We start from the raw sequence: 18,597 nt of genomic DNA on the forward strand, positions 1-18,597 counted from the left end.
GGAAGAAAACTAATCATCCTCTCCCTGTCGCATCAGTGGATCCGCAGGTCCGAATCAAACTCGCCGGCAATCAGGCGGTCGCGCATGCGCTCCAGCAGGGCGAGCGCCCCGGCCTCATCGCTGGCGCGGATCAGTTCGCCAAGTGCGGTCGCGATAGCTGCTTCGGCCATGATATCGGCTTCAATGCCTGCCGCGCGGCCTTCTGCCCATGCGTCCTCGTAGCTTTCAACTGCCGAGAGTCGCTTTTCTTCACGCAGAAGACGGTCGATGTCGTTAAGACCCTGTTCCATACGTTCCACCCATGGCCGCCCGCCGGACTGATTCCGGCATGCATAATCCTTTAACGTCCCATTAACAGTTCTACCACGGGAAATAAGGCACGGGTTGCCCGAATTCTTTAAAAGTTAACACAATCTTTCCGGCAGTTAGCGCCGCGAATGCATGTGGCTGGTCGGAAGGGCCGGATAGGGCTCAGTTGCCGAATCGCGAGGCAGTATCGCGGGTTAGCGCCGCGCCTTCGTGCATATAGCGGTTAATCGCTTCCAGAGCCGAGGCCGTGCAGGTCTCATAGGCATTGGCAAACCCGCTATAGCCGCGATTGAAACTGGCGACGAAGCGGGCGCGTCGTTCCTCATCGGGGTTTTCCGCTTCCAGCAGCGCTTCCATCTGGGCGCGCCAGTCCTGGCCGTTTTCGCCACACAGATTGCGCAGGAAATGCAGCGAGCCGAGGATTTCGGAAAGCCGCAGCAATTGCCCTTCGAATGGCGATTCGGCTGCACGCGCAGCGATCGGCCCCTGGCAGATGGCTGCAAGCAGCAGAAATGCAAAAATCGGACGCCGGCCTGGTCTCATCTTCTATCGCGCCTGAACTGGCTGTTTCGTCTCGCATTCGCTGGCGATCTGCTCCGCGATTTCGAGAACCGAGTCGGCAAGCTGGAGCTTGCTCATTTCGGCAATCGAAAACCAGTCGACCTCCGCGGCGTCGTCGCCCGCGCTGATCGTGCCGCCAACAAGTCGTGCGCCATGCACGCTCAGAACGAACTGGATCTGCGCCCGATCATCTTCATAAGGGATTTCCAGGTCAACGATATGGCGGATGTCGGCAAGTTCGGCCCCCGTCTCCTCGATGGCTTCCCGCCGCACCGCCTGTTCAAGACTTTCGCCATCCTCGACCTTGCCGCCGGGAAAGGCGTGAAGGCCATAGGCAGGCGGGCGGCCACGACGAACGAGCAGAAATCTGCCGCCATGAAAGACGGCCACCGAGACTGCCTTGATCGGTTTGGAATGCATGGGCTGGAAGCTTTCTTCTTGTCTGTCGATCTGCGTTGCGGCAATCCTGTCTCAGACGCAAGGGGGCATGGCCGCTGGCAGTGCGCTCGTCTCGAACTAAGCAGGGGGCTTTTGTTCATGTCAATTCTTCACGGTTCGTTGCGCGGCATTGCCACCTTGGTGGTCGTGCTTTTCGCGCTCACCTCATGCGCTACCCTCAACGAGGAGGAATGCCGCAGCGCCGATTGGCGCGAGCTTGGCCACCAGGACGGCGCTGCCGGCAAGACCATGTCGCACATTCAGGAGCACCGCCGTGCTTGTGGCGAGCACAAGCTTCCGGTTGACGAGCAGCAGTGGCATGCCGGCTGGGCGCAGGGTATCCGTCTCTATTGCACGCCCGAAAATGGTCTGTTGCAGGGCAAGCAGGGCCGCAACTACCGCAATTCCTGCCCGGCAGACCTTAACGCGGGCTTTGAGTCTGCCTACATGGTGGCCAAGGCGCTGTACGATGCACGCAGCGCACGAGACACGGCCCAAAGAGACATGGACAGCCTTTTCGACGATCTTCGCCGCGCCGAAAAGCCGGAAGAGCGCAAGCGCATCGAGTACGAGATCGACTCGAAACGCTGGGCGCTACGGTCGGCCGAGCGCAGGGTCTACGATGCTGAAGGCGACTATGACGTCTATGTCTCCTCGCGCGGCCTGATGTCCCGGCGCTGACCCATGTGCGGACGGTTCGCTCTCACACATACACCCGAGCTGGTCGAAGCTGCCCTAGGCGCGCCGGTCGAAGCGTTCCCGCCGCGCTACAACATCGCGCCGACGCAGCCGATCATGGTGGTGGCTTCATCCGGCCCGCGCCCTGCGGGTTCCAACCTGCCCGACCGCCATGCGTTGCTGGTGCGCTGGGGTTTCATTCCCGACTGGGTCAAGGATGTGAAGGCGTTTCCGCTTCTCATCAATGCGCGTTCGGAAACCGCCGCAACCAAGGCGTCGTTTCGCGCCGCGATGCGCCACCGGCGGGTGCTCATTCCGGTCTCCGGTTTTTATGAATGGAAGGGCACCGGCAGCAAGGGCGCGCAACCCTACTGGATTCGGCCGCGTGATGGCGGCATCGTCGCCTTTGGCGGGTTGATGGAAACCTATGCCGAGCCGGGTGGCTCCGAGATCGACACGGCGGCGATTCTCACCACAGCCGCCAACAGCCAGATCGCCTCTATCCATGCGCGCATGCCCGTCGTGGTGCGCCCCGAACATTATGCGCGCTGGCTCGATTGCGTCCGCTCCGAGCCGCGCGACGTTGCCGACATCCTGGAGCCGGTCGAGCCGGACTTTTTCGAAGCGATCCCGATTTCCGACAAGGTCAACAAGGTCGCCAATATCGGTCCGGACATTCAGGACCGCGTCGAGATCGCGGCCAAGCCGCAGCCGCCAAAGAAGCCCGAGAGCCGGCAATTCGATCTGTTCTGAGCCGTGCCGCGCATCTTCCGCTGTCTGGCCTATTGCAAGCGCCAGCATCGACGGGCAATTGAGCGCGATGTCAGATGCTCTCGCTCCCGCCTTCATTTCCGGTTTCTTCCTCGGCCTTTCACTGATCGTCGCGATTGGCGCGCAGAACGCGTTCATCCTGCGTCAGGGCCTGTTGCGCCAGCACGTCTTCATCCTGTGCCTGATCTGTGCGCTGTCCGACGCGCTGTTGATCGCAGCCGGGGTAGCGGGTCTTGGAACCTTGATCTCCGGTTCACCCTCGCTGATCCTGGTGGTGACGATAGGTGGCGCGCTGTTCCTGTTCGCTTACGCGCTGATCGCGTTTCGCCGGGCATGGAAGCCGCAGGCAATGGTTGCGGCGGAGCGTGGCCGGAGTGATCTCAGGGCCGCTATCGCGGCCTGCCTCGCCTTCACCTTCCTCAACCCGCATGTCTATCTCGACACTGTCGTCCTGCTCGGCTCGTTGTCGGGCCAATATGACGGTGCGGCGCGGGTGGCCTACGGCGTCGGCGCGTGCCTCGCCTCGTTCGTCTGGTTCTTCAGCCTTGGCTATGGCGCACGGCTGTTGCAGCCGGTGTTCGAGCGGCCGGCTGCCTGGCGCGTGCTGGATATCCTGATCGGCCTCGTGATGTGTGCAATCGGCGTGAGCCTTCTACGCAGCCTTTGAGGCAAGCTCCTGCTGCTCGGTATCGCGCTTTTGTTGGGCGTATACCAGCGCCGCCAGAAGAGCCGCCGAGCCGATCTGGCCATAATGCGCCGTCAGGTCGGCATAGCGTGCGCGTCGTGCGCGCTCATGTTCAGCTTCCAGTGCCGGGTTGGTGTGGTGTGTCATCTCATTCCCCATATGCGCGCAAACACGCGTGTTTCAGATGCGTTGAGGCTGAGCGCTGAATTGGACCAAAGATTGGTCCGCAAAGGGCAATCTGGTGAGATCAACGGCCACTTTCCGTTACATATTTAATAAACTCTTAGCGGTCTTCTTGGCGAATTCGTTGCGTGTAGCTTCGGTATCACCCTTGACGGCAAACCGGACGGGCGCGATAAAGCAGCTATGAAAACGACTTTCGCCATTTTCGGCATCTGCATTATTGGCTAGCGTGCTCGCTGGTCTGGCCGTTTTCGTCTTCTCGACAGGATAGGATAAACGCCCCGGCCAGCTGGCCAGGGAGAATCCATGTCTGAATCCGTCGCCACCTTGCGGCTCTACAACACGCTCACCCGGACGAAGGAGGATTTTGCTCCGATCGATCCGAAGAACGTGCGCATGTATGTGTGCGGACCGACAGTCTACGACTTCGCCCATATCGGTAATGCGCGTCCGGTCATCGTCTTTGACGTGCTGAACCGCCTGCTGCGCCATGTCTACGGCGAAGCGCACGTCACCTATGTGCGCAACATCACCGACGTCGACGACAAGATCAACGCGCGTGCCCTGCGCGATTTCGGCAACGACATTTCGTCGGGTGCGCTGTCCCTTAACGCCGCCATACGCAAGGTCACCGAAAAGACCGCGACGCAGTTCCACGCCGACGTGAAGCGTCTCGGCTGCCTCGAGCCGGATTTCGAGCCGCGCGCCACCGAGCATATCGACGGCATGGTAGAGATGGCGCAGGCTCTGATCGACAAGGGCAACGCCTATGTCGCGACCGGCGCGGAAGGCCGCGAAGTGCTGTTCGACGTCTCGTCGATGCCCGATTACGGCAAGCTCTCCAACCGCAGGCTGGACGAGCAGCAGGCCGGTGCGCGCATCGAGATCAAGGATCACAAGCGCAACCCCGGCGACTTCGTGCTGTGGAAGGAAAGCGCCGCGGACCAGCCTGGCTGGCCGGCTCATTTCCACGCCGACGGGCAGCATCTCGACATCTATGGCCGCCCCGGCTGGCACATCGAATGCTCGGTGATGAGCGCGCACCATCTCGGCAACGAGTTCGACATTCATGGCGGCGGCCTCGACCTGATCTTCCCGCACCATGAAAACGAGATCGCCCAGTCGCGTTGCGCCCATGGCACGGCGCACATGGCGAGCGTGTGGATGCACAACGGCTTCGTGCAGGTCGAAGGCCGCAAGATGTCGAAGTCGGAAGGCAATTTCGTCACCATCAACGAACTGCTCGACACCGACAAGTTCGGCGGCCGCAAATGGCCGGGCGAAGTCCTGCGCCTTGCCATGCTGATGACCCACTATCGCGAGCCGATCGACTTTTCGGTGCGCCGGTTGGAAGAAGCAGAAAGCATAATAAAAAACTGGCGAACCGCGATTTCAGTAGCTTTACGTTCTCGTGAGTTTTCCTGCGTGGAGGACATACGATCTACATTCGTTGTTCGTGAAGTTCTGGAAAATTTAGGTAATGATCTCGACACTTATTCGGCTATTCGCGCGCTATCCGGAAATTTAAGGTGGCTAGTTAAAGTCGGAGCCGACGAGAGGCCAGAGATTATGCCGTTGTTGGCGAGTCTCAAGCTGTTAGGCTTTGAAAATCTCATTGAAAATGTTGTGAATTCGCGCACGTCGGCGGAACAACCAGAACTCGTTGCGAAAATCGAAGAACGTCTCGATTTCATCCGCAACAAGAACTGGAGCGAAGCCGACCGGATTCGCGATGAACTTGCAGCTCAGGGCGTACAACTCAAGGACGGCAAGGACCCGGCAACGGGCGAGCGCGTCACCACATGGGAAGTAATCCGATGATTGATCATACCGGCATACCTGTTTCCAACTGGGCGAGCGCGCAGGCGTTTTACGATGCGGCTTTCGCGCCGCTCGGCATCAAGCTGTTGAGCATTGTTCCCGAACAATTCACCGGCGGCGTCAAGGTCGGCGGCTATGGCCGCACCAAGCCGGATTTCTGGCTGAACGAGAGCGGCGAGACCGGCCCCGGACGTCACTACGCCTTTACGGCCAGCAGCCGCGCCGAGGTGGATGCCTTCTACGCCGCCGCGATTGCTGCCGGCGGACGTGACAATGGCGCGCCGGGGCCGCGGCCCCATTACCACGAGAACTACTACGGCGCTTTCGTGTTCGATCCGGATGGCAACAACATCGAGGCCGTCTGTCACGCGCCGGAATAGGGGCGATGAGCCTCGACAACAAGCCGATCTATGGCGGCGGGTGTCAGTGCGGTGCGGTGCGTTTTCGCGTCGAAGGCGCGCTGGGGCAGGCGTCCATCTGCCATTGCCGCATGTGCCAGAAGGCGTTCGGCGCGTTCTATGCGCCTCTGGTCGCCGTTCAGCCCGGCACGCTGGAGTGGATACGCGGCGAGCCGACACGGTTCCGCTCGTCAAATCATGTCGAGCGCGGATTTTGCGCCAATTGCGGCACGCCGCTGACCTATGAAGCGCTGAACGAGGTCGCACTCGCCATCGGCGCGTTCGATGCCCCGGACGAGGTGCGCCCGACAATCCAGTTCGGTGTCGAGCGCAAGCTTCCTTATGTCGATACGCTGTCGCAACTTCCGGCCCGCGTGACGCTAGACGATGAAGAGGCGGCGGAGATGCTTGCTTCTATCGAAAGCTATCAGCACCCCGACCACGACACGAGCAAATGGCCGCCAAAGGACAGAGCATGACCGCATTGCGCACCCTCTATCCGGAGATTGAGCCGTTCGAAACCGGCCACCTCGATGTCGGCGACGGCCACGTCATCTATTGGGAGCGTGTCGGCACGCGCGGCGCAAAGCCCGCCGTGTTCCTCCATGGCGGCCCCGGTGGCGGCATCGCGCCGGTCCATCGGCAGCTGTTCGATCCGGCGCTTTACGATGTGCTGCTGTTCGACCAGCGCGGCTGCGGTCGCTCCACGCCCCATGCCGAGCTTGAAGCCAACACCACCTGGCACCTCGTTGCCGACATCGAGCGCCTGCGCGAGATGATGGGCGTCGACAAGTGGCTGGTTTTCGGCGGCTCATGGGGCTCGACGCTGGCGCTCGCCTATTCCCAGACGCATCCGCAGCGCGTCAGCGAATTGGTGGTGCGCGGCGTCTATACGCTCACCAAAGCCGAACTCGACTGGTACTACCAGTTCGGCGTCTCGCAGATGTTCCCGGACAAGTGGGAGCGTTTTCTGGCTCCCATCCCGCCGCAGGAGCGCGGCGACATGATGGCTGCCTACCGCAAGCGCCTGACCGGTGATGACAAGGCAGCCCAAATCGAGGCCGCGCTTGCCTGGAGTACGTGGGAAGGCCAGACGATCACGCTGCTGCCGGAGCCGGAGACCAGCGACAAGTTCGGCGAGGGCCATTTCGCGCTCGCCTTCGCGCGCATCGAGAACCACTATTTCGTCCATGGCGGCTGGCTGGAAGAGGGCCAGTTGCTGCGCGATGCCCACAAGCTGGCTGGCATTCCCGGCCTGATCGTGCATGGCCGCTACGACATGCCATGCCCTGCCACCTATGCATGGCAGCTTTCCAGGGCATGGCCGGACGCTGAATTTTTCCTCATCGAAGGCGCAGGACACGCATTTTCCGAACCCGGAATCCTTGACCGGCTGATCTACGCTACCGACAAATTTGCAGGCAAAGCATGACACGCGAACGCATCTACCTCTACGACACCACCTTGCGCGATGGGCAGCAGACGCCCGGCGTCGATTTCTCCGTGGAGGACAAGATCGCCATTGCCGGGATGCTGGACGCGTTCGGTTTCGACTATGTCGAGGGCGGCTATCCGGGGGCCAACCCGACCGACACGGCCTTCTTCGAGAAGAAGCGCACGCGAAAGTCTTCGTTCGTCGCCTTCGGCATGACCAAGCGCGCGGGTGTCTCGGCCTCCAACGATCCGGGCCTTGTCGCCCTGATCCAGTCCAGCGCGGATGCAACCTGTCTGGTCGCCAAGAGCTGGGACTACCATGTCCGAGTGGCGCTCGGCTGCACCAATGACGAAAATCTCGAATCGATCTCATCCTCGGTCGCGGCGTCGGTCGCCGCCGGCAAGGAGACGATGGTCGATTGCGAGCACTTCTTCGATGGCTACAAGGCCAATCCGGCCTATGCGCTCTCCTGCGCCCGCGCGGCCTACGACGCTGGCGCGCGCTGGGTCATCCTGTGCGACACCAATGGCGGCACCCAGCCAACCGAGGTGCGCGAGATTGTCAGCGCGGTGATTGCGTCAGGCATTCCCGGTGCCAATCTGGGCATTCACGCCCATGACGACACCGGTCAGGCCGTCGCGAACTCGCTGGCTGCGGTGGACGCTGGCGTGCGGCAGATTCAGGGCACGCTGAACGGCATTGGCGAGCGTTGCGGCAACGCCAACCTCATCACCATCCTGCCGACGCTGATGCTGAAGCCGGCCTTCGCCGACCGCTTCGAAACCGGTATCTCCCACGACAAGCTCACCGGCATTTCGCGCCTGTCCCACTCATTCGACGAGTTTCTCAATCGCGTGCCGAATTTGCAGTCTCCCTATGTCGGGGCGTCGGCATTTGCCACCAAAGCCGGCATCCACGCTTCCGCTCTGCTCAAGGAGCCGGAAACCTACGAGCATGTCCCGCCCGAAACCGTCGGCAATACCCGCCGTGTCATGGTGTCCGATCAGGGCGGCAAGTCGAACTTCATCGCCGAACTGACGCGTCGCGGTATTCCGGTCGCCAAGGACGATCCGCGGCTCGATACGCTGATTGCGCTGGTCAAGGAGCGCGAGGCGCAGGGCTATGCCTATGAGGGCGCTGACGCCAGCTTCGATCTTCTGGCGCGTCGCACGCTCGGCGCGGTCCCGACATTTTTCCACGTCGAATCGTTCCGCTGCATGGTCGAGCGCCGCTACGATGCCAATGGCAACGTGAAGACCGTCTCGGAAGCGATCGTGAAAATCCTCATCGACGGCGAGGAGAAAATGTCGGTGGCCGAAGGTGACGGCCCGGTCAACGCGCTCGACATCGCGCTGCGCAAGGATCTCGGCAAGTTCCAGAACGAGATCGACGATCTGACGCTCACCGATTTCAAGGTGCGTATCCTCAATGGCGGCACCGAAGCCATCACCCGCGTTCTCATTGAATCGCATGATGGCACCGGCGAGCGCTGGCGCACGGTCGGCGTGTCGGAAAACCTCATCGACGCCTCGTTCCAGGCCTTGATGGACTCGATTGTCTACAAGCTCGTGAAAAATCGCGCGCAGCAGGCGGTGGCGGCGCAATAGGCCGGGACGTCGGCTCCCATTGTTCAATGGAATTCCACCAACGCATCAGTTTTATGCGCTGGTTGGGATTGTTGTCGCAGGGTAAGCCCTTGCGGGACGAACCGGATTGGCAGGGCACACAAGTGCCCGCCACCAGCAAGAGAAGAGCAACATGCAGGAGAACGCGGCGGTTGGCGCCGAAAGCACCAGTGCGAGCGAAGACGCTTCGTCATCGCGTGGCCTGGGTTTCGCGGTGCTTTCCTACCTCATGTGGGGGACGCTGCCGCTTTACATGAAGGCGGTTGATTTCATCCCCGCTGTCGAAGTCGTCGCGCATCGCGTGCTGTGGTCCTTGCCGGTTGCCGGTGTCATTCTTCTCGCCCTCGGTCGCACCGCGGATATCAAGGCGGCGCTGCGCGAGCCGCGCACGATGCTGATGGCGGCGCTGACGGCTGCGATCATTTCGGCCAATTGGGCGATCTATGTCTGGGCAATTGCGGTGGATCGCACGGTCGAGGCGGCGCTGGGCTATTACATCAACCCGCTGATGACGGTCCTTCTCGGTGCCGCGCTGTTGGGTGAGCGACTGAACCGCTACCAGATGGTCGCCGTCGCGCTTGCCGTACTAGCGGTTGTGATCTTGACGGTGGATGCCGGCGGCTTGCCATGGGTGTCCTTGGCGCTCGCCGGAACCTTCGCCGCCTATGGCTATTTGCGCAAGACGCTTCCGGTTGGCCCAAGTCAGGGCTTTTTCCTCGAGGTGATGCTTCTTGCCCTGCCGAGCCTTGGCTATGTCATCTGGCTTGAGACATCGGGGCAGGGGCACTTCTTCGCCGATGGCGGCGCGAATGTAACGCTGATGATGCTGGCCGGGCCGGTGACGGCGATTCCGCTGATCCTCTACGGCATCGGCGCGAAGGCGCTGCGCATCTCGACCGTCGGCATCCTGCAATATATCTCGCCGACGATCATCGCGCTGATGGCGGTGTTCATATTCGGCGAGCCGTTCGGGCCGGTCCGAGTGGTTGCGTTTGCCCTCATCTGGGCCGGCCTGGCGCTTTACACATGGTCCATGTTTTATGGTCCCGGAAAGGCGGTCAAAGCCGGTCGATGACCCTGGCGTCGCCTTCCGAAGGCGAGCCCGATCCGGCCGCTTCCGCCAGGATTGCCGGCACGATCGCCGCGACATCGTCGATCATCAAGGGCTGAACAAGATGGCCGGTATGAACGAACCCCTCGCCACGCATATGGTCGAGCAGGGTCATCATCGGGTTCCAGAAGCCATTGACGTTACCGAACACGATCGGCTTCTTGTGGCGGCCAAGCTGCGCCCAGGTCATGATCTCGATCACTTCCTCCAGCGTGCCGATACCGCCCGGAAGCGCGACGAAGGCGTCCGATTTTTCGAACATGGCGTGCTTGCGCTGGTGCATGTTCTCGGTGACGATGGTTTCGTCGAGCTGGGTCAGCGCGGTTTCCGTCGCCTCGCGGTTCATCAGGAAGCGCGGGATGATGCCCGTCACCGGACCGCCGGCATCCATGGTGCCTTTTGCGACCGCTCCCATGATGCCCTTGTTGCCGCCGCCATAGACCAGGCGCAGCCCTGCGCCAGCTATCGAACGACCGAGCTGATAGCCCGCTTCCATGTAGATATCGCCCTGCCCGGGGGAAGAGCCGCAATAGACGCAAATTGATCGAATCAGGTTCATGAGGAAGATTGGTGGCGTCGTTAACCAGACTGGTCAAGGGTCGCTGGGCTTTTTGTTGTAGGGGCTGCTAAAACAGGCTAGACGCAAGGGAAATTCGGCAAGGGAACCGGCATCATGGTGGGTTGGCTTAGGGCGTTACTGTTTTTGCTGGGCGGCGTGATCGCTGCTGCCGGCACCGCGTACTTCACCGGTTTGCTCGACCCCTATCTGGGTCGTGAGCCGGCTGTGGTGGCAACGCCGCCTTCGCAGGTGCAACCGGCCCCCGAAAAAGATCAGAACGCCGCCGATTCGAATGCAGCCTCGAAGGCTGGGTCGCAGGACCAAGCAGCGTCGGAAGCAGCTGGCGAAACCGTGGAATCTGCGACCAAGCAGGACCGCCTTGTCTCGCCGTCCTTCGACCTCTTGCGTGTCGAGCCGAACGGCTCTGTCGTCATCGCCGGCAAGGCCGCGCCTGATGCCCAGGTCGAGATCCTGAATGGCGATGCGATCATCGCCACCACCAAGGCCGGACGCGAAGGCGATTTCGTCGCCGTGTTCGACAAGGCGCTTGCTCCCGGCGACTACCAGCTTTCGCTGCGCACGACGTCGGGCGACGAAGTCGTGACGTCCGTCGAAACCGCCATCGTCTCGGTGCCACAGGATTCGTCCGGGCAGGTTCTGGCCATGGTCGAAGCGCCGGGACAAGCCGCCGAGCTGATCACCGTGCCTGAAGCCGCCAAGCAGCCGGAGCCAGCGGCGCAGGGCGAGGGCGCGTCGGAACCTTCTGCCGCGCCGGGCGAGGATGCAACGGCGGCTGATGCGACGCCGGAAGCACAATCCGCCCAATCTGCACAGTCCGCTGGCGAGGTGGATGCGCAGTCGAAATCCGGCAGCGGTGATGCAGGCGAGGCGCAGTCGGCCACCGAAGAGCCCGCCGCCGCACCCGCGACTGAACCAGAGGTCACTGCCGCGCCCCCTGCCGCAGAAGAAAAGGCTCAGCCGCAAATTGCGCCGGTTCATTCGGTCAGCGTCGATGCGGTCGAGATCGAAGGCGATACGATTTTCGTCGCCGGACAGGCCCCTGCCGGTCTGACCGTCCGCGTCTATGCCGGCGACAGCCTGCTTGGCGATGCCCGCGCCTCCGATGGCGGACGTTTTCTTGTCGAGGCAAAGCGCGATCTGCCGGTCGGCAGCTACGTGATCCGCGCCGACGTGATCGGGGCCGATGGTGCCGTCGTCGCGCGCGCCGCCGTTCCGTTCGAGCGTGAGCCGGGCGAGGCGATTGCCGCCGTCGCTCCTCAGCAGCCAGCGCCTTCGCAGGAAGCTCCTGCCGCGCAAGCGCCAGCAGCAGCCGGGCCGGACACCCAGTCTGGTGAAAAAGCAGCCGCGTCGACCGATGACGCAACTGCCCAAAAGGAGCACGCCAAGGCAGACGATCTGACCGCCCCGGCGCTTCAGCGCGCCGATGGTGCCGTTATCATCCGTCGCGGCGATTCGCTGTGGCGCATTTCGCGGCGCGTTTATGGGCGCGGTGTTCGCTACTCCACGATCTATCTTGCCAATCAGGACCAGATCGCCGACCCGAACCGCATCTGGCCGGGCCAGGTATTCGCAGTTCCTGGCGAGACGTCGGAAGGCGAGCAGGCCGACATGGAGGCGATTGGCGATCAGGCAGTAACGCCGGACGAGGCGCCCGCTCCGAGCCGTTGAGGTTTGCGCATGTCTCTCCGAAAGTGGGAACCGGTTTCGGAATAAAGACATGCGCGACTGCAACTTTCGCGCACAGTTGAACTTGTAACATTGCTCTATCCATCGTATATCGCCGATATACGATGGATACCGTTTCAAACCATGAAAACATGCAGCAATGCCGTGATCGCGATGCGATGGCGGCGAAGCTTGCTGCGTTGTCGCACCCGGCGCGGCTGAAGATTCTTCAGCATCTTGCCGAAGTGGAGGCCTGTTGCTGCAAGGATGTCGTCGATCGGTTGCATCTTGCGCAGTCGACCGTGTCGCAGCACCTCAAGGTTCTGGTTGAATCAGGTCTCGTCAGGTTCACGCCCGACAATCGGCGATCCAGATATGAGGTCGACGGTGATGAGGTCAGGGCGCTGGCGGAATCCGTGAATGGACTTTTGACTTCTTGTTGCGGCTTGCCTGCTGGTGAAGACGCCGACTGATTTTTTTCAAGGATAGTGCCTTGGCTTCTAAAACTGCCTCCAAGGGCGATACGACATTTGGAACGCTGGTCAATCTGTGGCCCTATATGTGGCCGAGCGACCGCGCCGACCTGAAGGCGCGGGTCGTCTGGGCGACCGTGTTTCTGGTGATCGCCAAGCTCGTTCTCATTCTCGTGCCCTATTTCTTCAAATGGGCGACGGACGCGCTGACTGGCGAGTTGAAGCCGGCTGATTATGTGCCGGCGGTCCTTGTCGCGCCGGTGATGCTGGTGCTTGCCTACAACGCGGTCAGAATTCTGCAGCTTGGCTTCAACCAGCTGCGCGACGCTCTGTTTGCCAGCGTCGGGCAGCATGCGGTCCGGCAGCTGGGTTACCGAACCTTCGTTCACATGCACGATCTGTCGTTGCGCTTCCATCTGGAGCGGCGCACCGGCGGCTTGTCGCGGGTCATCGAGCGTGGTGTGAAGGGCATCGAGTCGATCGTCCGGTTCACGATCCTCAACACCTTGCCGACCATCCTCGAATTTGCCCTCACGGCCATCATTTTCTGGGTCGTCTACGGTTGGATCTATGTCGCCATCATCGCCGTCACCGTGGCGCTCTACACCTGGTTCACGGTCAAGGCGAGCGACTGGCGCATCTCGATCCGTCGCGAGATGAACGACAGTGACACGGAGGCCAATACCAAGGCCATCGACTCGCTGCTCAACTACGAAACCGTCAAATATTTCAACAATGAGAAGATGGAAGCCGAGCGCTTCGATCGCTCGATGGCGCGTTATGAGGACGCGGCGACCAAGACCTGGACTTCGCTCGGCTGGCTCAATTTCGGCCAGGGTGTGATCTTCGGCATTGGTATGGCGGCTGTGATGGCCTTGTCGGCATGGGAAGTGTCGCGCGGCACCCATTCCATCGGCGACTTCGTCTTCGTCAACGCGATGCTGATGCAGCTTTCCGTCCCGCTGAACTTCATCGGCTTCATCTATCGCGAAATCCGTCAGGCGCTGACCGACATCGAGCAGATGTTCGACCTGCTGCACGTCAAGGCCGAGATCGTGGATCGCAGCGATGCGACGGCTCTCGTCGTCAAGGAGGGCACGGTCATCTTCGACAATGTCCACTTCGCTTATGACGCCAACCGTCCGATCCTCAAGGGCGTGTCGTTCGAGGTGCCAGCGGGCAAGACCGTTGCCATTGTCGGCCCTTCCGGCGCTGGCAAGTCGACGATCTCACGCCTTCTTTTCCGCTTCTACGACGTGCAGGGCGGCTCGGTGAAAATCGACGGACAGGATGTTCGCGACGTCACCCAGTCGAGCCTGCGCTCCGCAATCGGCATGGTCCCGCAGGATACGGTGCTGTTCAACGACACCATTTCCTACAACATTCGCTACGGTCGCGTTGATGCCAGCGAGGCGGATGTGCAGCGCGCAGCCGAGCTTGCGCAGATCGGCAGCTTCATCGAGCGTCTTCCCGAGGGTTACAAGACCATGGTTGGCGAGCGCGGTCTGAAGCTTTCAGGCGGTGAAAAGCAGCGCGTCGCCATTGCACGCACGATCCTCAAGGCGCCGCCGATTCTGATGCTGGACGAGGCGACGTCGGCGCTCGACACCCAGACCGAGCAGGAAATCCAGTCCGCGCTGGATCTCGTCAGTCAGGGTCGCACCACGCTGGTCATCGCGCACCGCCTCTCGACGGTCATTTCCGCTGACGAGATCATCGTGCTGCAGGATGGGCAGATCGCCGAGCGCGGCCGTCACGTCGATCTTCTGGACGCGGGTGGACTTTACGCGGCAATGTGGGATCGTCAGCGTGAGGCAACCGAGGCTGAAGAACGCCTGCGCCGTGCGCGCGAGGAAGATGAATTCGGCGTCGTGGTCCGCCGCCGTACCGAGGAAGTCGAGCCGGGCGTGTAAGCAAGTGCTAATCGTTCGTTGATAGCTGGGCGGCAATGCGTTAAGCAGCGGACCTGTAATTTGAGGGAGCGCTTGCTCGTCATGAGCCTGGTTGACACCATTAAGAACGCATTTGTGCCCATTCATCGCGAGGGCTGGCCCTTCGTAGCCGGCTTCGCCGCGGTGACTGTCGTGTTGGGCTTCTTCTCTATCAATCTGTTTTGGGTAGGGGCGATCCTCACCGCATGGTGCGCCTATTTCTTCCGCGATCCCGAGCGGGTCACGCCGGTCGATGACGATCTGGTCATCAGCCCTGCCGACGGCATCGTCTCGGCTGTAGGTCCGGCTGTGCCGCCGCGCGAACTGGGCCTGGGACCGACCGAGATGACCCGCATTTCGGTGTTCATGAACGTGTTCTCCTGCCACGTGAACCGTGCGCCGGTGCGTGGCCGCATCGTTGCCGTCGAGCATCGCCCCGGCAAGTTCCTCAATGCGGAGCTGGACAAGGCGAGTTCTGAGAACGAGCGCAATGGTCTCGTCATCGACAGCCCCCATGGCCGCGTTGCCGCGGTGCAGATCGCAGGTCTGGTTGCGCGTCGCATCCTGTGCTGGACCGACGCCGGCAGCGACATTTCCACCGGCGACCGTTTCGGGCTGATCCGTTTCGGTTCGCGCGTCGACGTCTACCTGCCGGCAGGAGCCGTCGCTAAGGTGGCCGTGGGGCAGACCGCCGTTGCCGGTGAGACCGTGATCGCCGAATTCGGCGTTCAGGCAATGTCGCCCGTTGTGCGTGTTTCCTGACGCATGGCGCCGCGTTCGTCACCCGAAGCTAACGCTCCGCGCCGCCGCAAATCGCGTTTGCGGGAAATTCCGATCCGTCTGATCGCGCCAAACCTGATTACAGTGCTGGCGATGTGCGCCGGCTTGTCGGGGATCAGGCTGGCATTCGAGCACCGGTTCGAGCTCGCGGTCGCGATGGTCCTCACGGCGGCGCTGCTGGACGCGCTCGACGGGCGTGTTGCGCGCATGCTCAAGGCGACGTCCCGCTTCGGCGCGGAGATGGATTCTCTGGCAGACATCGTCAATTTCGGCGTCGCGCCGGGGTTGGTGCTCTACGCCTATCTGCTGGATCAGGCCGGATCGTTCGGCTGGGCTGCCGCCCTCTTGTTCGCGATTGCCTGTTGCCTGCGGCTAGCGCGCTTCAACGTGATGCTCGACGATCCCGACCGTCCGGCGTGGAAAAGCGACTATTTCGTTGGTGTTCCAGCTCCCGCTGGCGCGCTTCTGGTGATGCTGCCGGTCTATCTCGGCTTCCTCGGCCTTCCGATCACGCAAACCTTCGCCTTCATCGCCAGCGGATTTGCCGTTGTCATTGCGCTGTTGATGGTCAGCCGCCTGCCGGTCTATTCGGGCAAGAGCGGCGATGCGCGCATCCGCCGGGACATGGTGATGCCGCTGATCCTCGGCATCGTCGCCTATGTCGTGCTGCTGTTCAGCTATACCTGGCACACGATGGCATTCACGGCCTTGGCCTACATCGCCCTTCTGCCGTTCGGAGCGCGTGCCTATTTCCGCCGCGAAGCGCTTTCGCAAGGCGAAGCCGGGCAAAATTCAGCGACCACAACCGAATAAAGCATGTCTCCCGAAAGTGGGAACCGGTTTCGGGTTTAAAGACGTGCATGAAAACAAGCATGTCTCCCGAAAGTGGGAACCGGTTTCGGGTTAAAGACATGCGTGAAAACAAGCATGTCTCCCGAAAGTGGGAACTGGTTTCGGGGTTCAAGACATGCGTTAAAGCAAGCAATGTCTCCCGAAAGTGGAAACCGGTTTCGGGATCAAAGACATTAGGTGAAAAACAAAACCGGCTCAGGCCGCCTTGGCTGGCGGTGGCGTGGCGACCTCGCTCACCCGCTTGTAGAGCGCAGCCGAGGACATGTCCGATTCGCTGTTGCGCTCGATCAGCTCCTCGATCGTCATTGGCCGCAGCGCTTTGACCGTCAGCTTGCTGAATTTGCCGTCGCCGCTTCCCGCGACATGGATCGGCATCACCTTGGCATCGGCGCGCAGCGCAATGCGCGAGATCGCGCGGTAGAGGCGGAATTCGCGCGTGTCCGGTGTCGCTGACACCGGCAGATATACGCACAGTCTGCCGCTGCCGCGCAGCACGCGCACCAGCCGACGGCTGACGAAGACGTGTTCAGGATTGAACGTGATGGTCCGCGCCAGTTCGCGCCACGGCTCCAGCCACAGCGCCCGTGCCGAGTAGGGGTCGAGAATATGCAGCGTCTCGTCCGGCAGCAACGCCAGCATCAGCGCCGGATCGATCTTCGACTGGTGGCTGACCACATAGATCACCCGGTTTTCATTACGTGCATTGCGCAAGGCGTGGGCGTCGACGCGGCGCACCAGCGCCAGCGGTGCATGCACCAGTGCCTGACGATAGGTGATGTTCTGTGCCGATGCGAGCCATGCCGCGTAAGCGAGCCACAGGGCCACGATGGCGCCGATGATAAGTCCTGCCAGGATCATGCGTTCCTCATATCAGGCTCTTGAGAATCGTAGCGCAAGCTCAACGCAGGTCAATCGGGTGGTTACGCTGGTGATAAGCCGGATAGTCTGTTTCGTGGAAATGCCGGCGTCAGTCCGGCCGCCAGCGCTGCTCCCACGGCGGAGGATTGCCGCCATAGCGCAAATCGTTGGGGTTCGGCAGGTCGCTGCTGCGTTCCGTGCTGAACGTGAAGTTGCCGACCCGGCAGTCCGTGCGTGTGCCCGAGCGCGGTCCGTCGCGCCAGATCGGCCCGTTGAACTGCGTCTCGACGCAATTGTCGTTCTTGGAGAAGCCCGGAACCGCATCGAGGTTGACCCCCGGCAGGTTGTTGAGCGTCGTGGTCTGGCCTGAAAAACCCTGTGAGCTGAAGACATCGGCAAATGTCGGTGAAGACATCAGCAGCGCGATGCTCGTGAACGCCACAGACAAAGAGGTCTTTCTCATCAGTCGCTTCCGCAAATGGTTAAAGCCCGGCAACGCTGCAATCTAGCATGCTCGCGATTGCCGGTCGATAGTTCTGCGAAAGATGAGCCACGGTGCCGTTTACTCCGGCATCCGGTAGCGCACGAAGCGGTTTGACGGAACGTCGAAGATCTGGCCGGTCTCAGTCACCTCGGGGCTCGCCAGCCGTGCAATTGTCTTGGCAATTTCCGACGGGTGCGGCAGCGTGCTTGGGTCTTCGCCGGGCATTGCCTGTGCGCGCATCGCGGTGCGGGTCGCGCCGGGGTTCACGCAGTTGACCCGCAGCGGCAGGTTCTTGCTTTCGTCGGCCCATGAGCGCGCCATGGCTTCCACAGCCGCCTTGGAGGCCGCGTAGGGGCCCCAATAGGCACGCGCTGAGTGGGCTGCGCCCGACGACATGATCAGCGCCCGTCCGGCGTCTGAGAGGCGCAGCAGCGGATCGAGCGAGCGGATCAGACGCCACGTCGCCGTCACGTTGATCGCCATCACCTTGTCGAACACCTTTGCTTCGACATGGCCAAGCGGCGCGATGACGCCCAGCACGCCGGCATTGGCGACCATGATGTCAAGCTTGCCCCAGCGCTCGTGGATGGCGCCGCCGAGGCGGTCGACGGCCTTGCCATCGGTCAGATCGAGCGGCACGAGGGTTGCTTCGCCCTTGCCGCTGATCGCCTTCTCGGCCTTGATCTCGTCGTCGAGTTCTTCAAGCCCGCCGACCGTGCGCGCAACGGCGACCACATGGGCGCCGGCCGCAGCCAGTTCGCGGGCGAGGAAATAACCGATGCCGCGCGAAGCGCCGGTAACGACCGCAACGCGGCCGGAGAGATTGAGAGAAGAGGTCGTCATGGCCAGAACTCCATCGCGGCTTCAAGGGCTGCGGGAAAAGCGCAGCATCCATCGATGGGCAGATAGCCTGAATTGCGCCGAAACGGAACCCGTCACGCAGATTGGCGTCTTGCGAA

22 protein-coding genes are annotated in these 18,597 nt (G+C 61.7%); 14 read left to right on the forward strand and 8 right to left on the reverse strand.

Annotation, left to right across the window (positions count from 1 at the left end):
- Nucleotides 1-32: 32 nt before the first annotated feature.
- The 3 genes from BMZ42_RS09630 to BMZ42_RS09640 form a co-directional block, all read right to left on the reverse strand.
- On the reverse strand, nt 33-290 hold the full coding sequence (locus BMZ42_RS09630) for a hypothetical protein (protein WP_091521567.1): 258 nt from the start codon (nt 288-290) through the stop codon (nt 33-35).
- 181 nt (nt 291-471) lie between these two features.
- The gene (locus tag BMZ42_RS09635; protein WP_091521570.1) at nt 472-852 is read right to left on the reverse strand and encodes a TIGR02301 family protein; all 381 of its coding nucleotides are present in this window, start codon (nt 850-852) and stop codon (nt 472-474) included.
- A 3-nt stretch (nt 853-855) separates the two neighbouring features.
- Nucleotides 856-1,290, reverse strand: coding sequence for an NUDIX hydrolase (locus BMZ42_RS09640; protein WP_091521573.1), 435 nt, complete (start codon nt 1,288-1,290; stop codon nt 856-858).
- 117 nt (nt 1,291-1,407) lie between these two features.
- Here BMZ42_RS09640 and BMZ42_RS09645 point away from each other — a divergent pair, with 117 nt between their 5' ends.
- From BMZ42_RS09645 to BMZ42_RS09655, 3 genes are all read left to right on the forward strand, one after another.
- Nucleotides 1,408-1,989 (forward strand): DUF2799 domain-containing protein, encoded by a 582-nt coding sequence (locus BMZ42_RS09645; protein ID WP_091521852.1) that lies wholly within the window; start codon nt 1,408-1,410, stop codon nt 1,987-1,989.
- Nucleotides 1,990-1,992: 3 nt separating this feature from the next.
- Nucleotides 1,993-2,739 (forward strand): SOS response-associated peptidase, encoded by a 747-nt coding sequence (locus tag BMZ42_RS09650; RefSeq protein ID WP_091521575.1) that lies wholly within the window; start codon nt 1,993-1,995, stop codon nt 2,737-2,739.
- A gap of 67 nt (nt 2,740-2,806) precedes the next feature.
- Nucleotides 2,807-3,424 (forward strand): LysE/ArgO family amino acid transporter, encoded by a 618-nt coding sequence (locus BMZ42_RS09655; RefSeq protein WP_175556687.1) that lies wholly within the window; start codon nt 2,807-2,809, stop codon nt 3,422-3,424.
- On the opposite strand, the gene BMZ42_RS09660 is transcribed toward BMZ42_RS09655, so the two are convergent.
- Nucleotides 3,410-3,589: a hypothetical protein gene (locus BMZ42_RS09660; protein ID WP_139207899.1), complete on the reverse strand. Its 180-nt coding sequence runs from the start codon at nt 3,587-3,589 to the stop codon at nt 3,410-3,412. The two genes, BMZ42_RS09655 and BMZ42_RS09660, sit on opposite strands and share 15 nt — an antisense overlap.
- A gap of 342 nt (nt 3,590-3,931) precedes the next feature.
- Between BMZ42_RS09660 and cysS the strand changes: the two genes are divergently transcribed.
- The 6 genes from cysS to rarD all read left to right on the forward strand — a co-directional run bounded on the left by cysS (nt 3,932) and on the right by rarD (nt 9,979).
- Nucleotides 3,932-5,446, forward strand: a complete 1,515-nt coding sequence (gene cysS, locus BMZ42_RS09665) for a cysteine--tRNA ligase (protein WP_091521580.1) — start codon at nt 3,932-3,934, stop codon at nt 5,444-5,446.
- Nucleotides 5,443-5,826: a VOC family protein gene (locus BMZ42_RS09670; RefSeq protein WP_091521585.1), complete on the forward strand. Its 384-nt coding sequence runs from the start codon at nt 5,443-5,445 to the stop codon at nt 5,824-5,826. The genes cysS and BMZ42_RS09670 overlap by 4 nt, the downstream gene beginning before the upstream one ends.
- A 5-nt stretch (nt 5,827-5,831) precedes the next feature.
- Entirely contained in the window at nt 5,832-6,323 is a 492-nt protein-coding gene (locus tag BMZ42_RS09675; protein ID WP_091521588.1) for a GFA family protein, read from the forward strand.
- Nucleotides 6,320-7,276 (forward strand): prolyl aminopeptidase, encoded by a 957-nt coding sequence (gene pip, locus BMZ42_RS09680; protein ID WP_091521590.1) that lies wholly within the window; start codon nt 6,320-6,322, stop codon nt 7,274-7,276. The genes BMZ42_RS09675 and pip overlap by 4 nt, the downstream gene beginning before the upstream one ends.
- A complete protein-coding gene (cimA, locus tag BMZ42_RS09685) occupies nt 7,273-8,886 on the forward strand; it encodes a citramalate synthase (RefSeq protein WP_091521592.1) in 1,614 nt (537 codons plus the stop codon). Before pip ends, cimA begins: the two co-directional genes overlap by 4 nt.
- A 151-nt stretch (nt 8,887-9,037) precedes the next feature.
- Nucleotides 9,038-9,979 (forward strand): EamA family transporter RarD, encoded by a 942-nt coding sequence (gene rarD / locus BMZ42_RS09690; protein ID WP_091521594.1) that lies wholly within the window; start codon nt 9,038-9,040, stop codon nt 9,977-9,979.
- Here the strand turns inward: rarD and BMZ42_RS09695 are convergent.
- Nucleotides 9,963-10,574 (reverse strand): LOG family protein, encoded by a 612-nt coding sequence (locus tag BMZ42_RS09695; RefSeq protein WP_091521596.1) that lies wholly within the window; start codon nt 10,572-10,574, stop codon nt 9,963-9,965. The two genes, rarD and BMZ42_RS09695, sit on opposite strands and share 17 nt — an antisense overlap.
- A 114-nt stretch (nt 10,575-10,688) precedes the next feature.
- Here BMZ42_RS09695 and BMZ42_RS09700 point away from each other — a divergent pair, with 114 nt between their 5' ends.
- The 5 genes from BMZ42_RS09700 (at nt 10,689) to pssA (ending at nt 16,257) form a co-directional block, all read left to right on the forward strand.
- Nucleotides 10,689-12,263, forward strand: a complete 1,575-nt coding sequence (locus tag BMZ42_RS09700; protein ID WP_244523220.1) for a LysM peptidoglycan-binding domain-containing protein — start codon at nt 10,689-10,691, stop codon at nt 12,261-12,263.
- Nucleotides 12,264-12,385: 122 nt separating this feature from the next.
- Entirely contained in the window at nt 12,386-12,733 is a 348-nt protein-coding gene (locus tag BMZ42_RS09705; protein ID WP_244523221.1) for an ArsR/SmtB family transcription factor, read from the forward strand.
- A 20-nt stretch (nt 12,734-12,753) separates the two neighbouring features.
- Nucleotides 12,754-14,646 (forward strand): ABCB family ABC transporter ATP-binding protein/permease, encoded by a 1,893-nt coding sequence (locus BMZ42_RS09710; protein ID WP_091521601.1) that lies wholly within the window; start codon nt 12,754-12,756, stop codon nt 14,644-14,646.
- 81 nt (nt 14,647-14,727) lie between these two features.
- Nucleotides 14,728-15,426, forward strand: a complete 699-nt coding sequence (locus tag BMZ42_RS09715; protein WP_091521603.1) for a phosphatidylserine decarboxylase — start codon at nt 14,728-14,730, stop codon at nt 15,424-15,426.
- Between the two features lie 3 nt (nt 15,427-15,429).
- The gene (gene pssA / locus BMZ42_RS09720; protein ID WP_091521605.1) at nt 15,430-16,257 is read left to right on the forward strand and encodes a CDP-diacylglycerol--serine O-phosphatidyltransferase; all 828 of its coding nucleotides are present in this window, start codon (nt 15,430-15,432) and stop codon (nt 16,255-16,257) included.
- Between the two features lie 234 nt (nt 16,258-16,491).
- Here the strand turns inward: pssA and BMZ42_RS09725 are convergent, their stop codons facing one another.
- The 3 genes from BMZ42_RS09725 to BMZ42_RS09735 form a co-directional block, all read right to left on the reverse strand.
- Complete coding sequence (locus tag BMZ42_RS09725; RefSeq protein WP_091521608.1) at nt 16,492-17,154, reverse strand: 1-acyl-sn-glycerol-3-phosphate acyltransferase; 663 nt, start codon at nt 17,152-17,154, stop codon at nt 16,492-16,494.
- Between the two features lie 109 nt (nt 17,155-17,263).
- Entirely contained in the window at nt 17,264-17,617 is a 354-nt protein-coding gene (locus BMZ42_RS09730; RefSeq protein ID WP_091521610.1) for a hypothetical protein, read from the reverse strand.
- A 99-nt stretch (nt 17,618-17,716) separates the two neighbouring features.
- Nucleotides 17,717-18,481: an SDR family NAD(P)-dependent oxidoreductase gene (locus BMZ42_RS09735; RefSeq protein ID WP_091521612.1), complete on the reverse strand. Its 765-nt coding sequence runs from the start codon at nt 18,479-18,481 to the stop codon at nt 17,717-17,719.
- Nucleotides 18,482-18,597 lie beyond the last annotated feature (116 nt).

It is taken from the genome of Aquamicrobium aerolatum DSM 21857, from assembly GCF_900113935.1.
Classification (GTDB): domain Bacteria; phylum Pseudomonadota; class Alphaproteobacteria; order Rhizobiales; family Rhizobiaceae; genus Aerobium; species Aerobium aerolatum.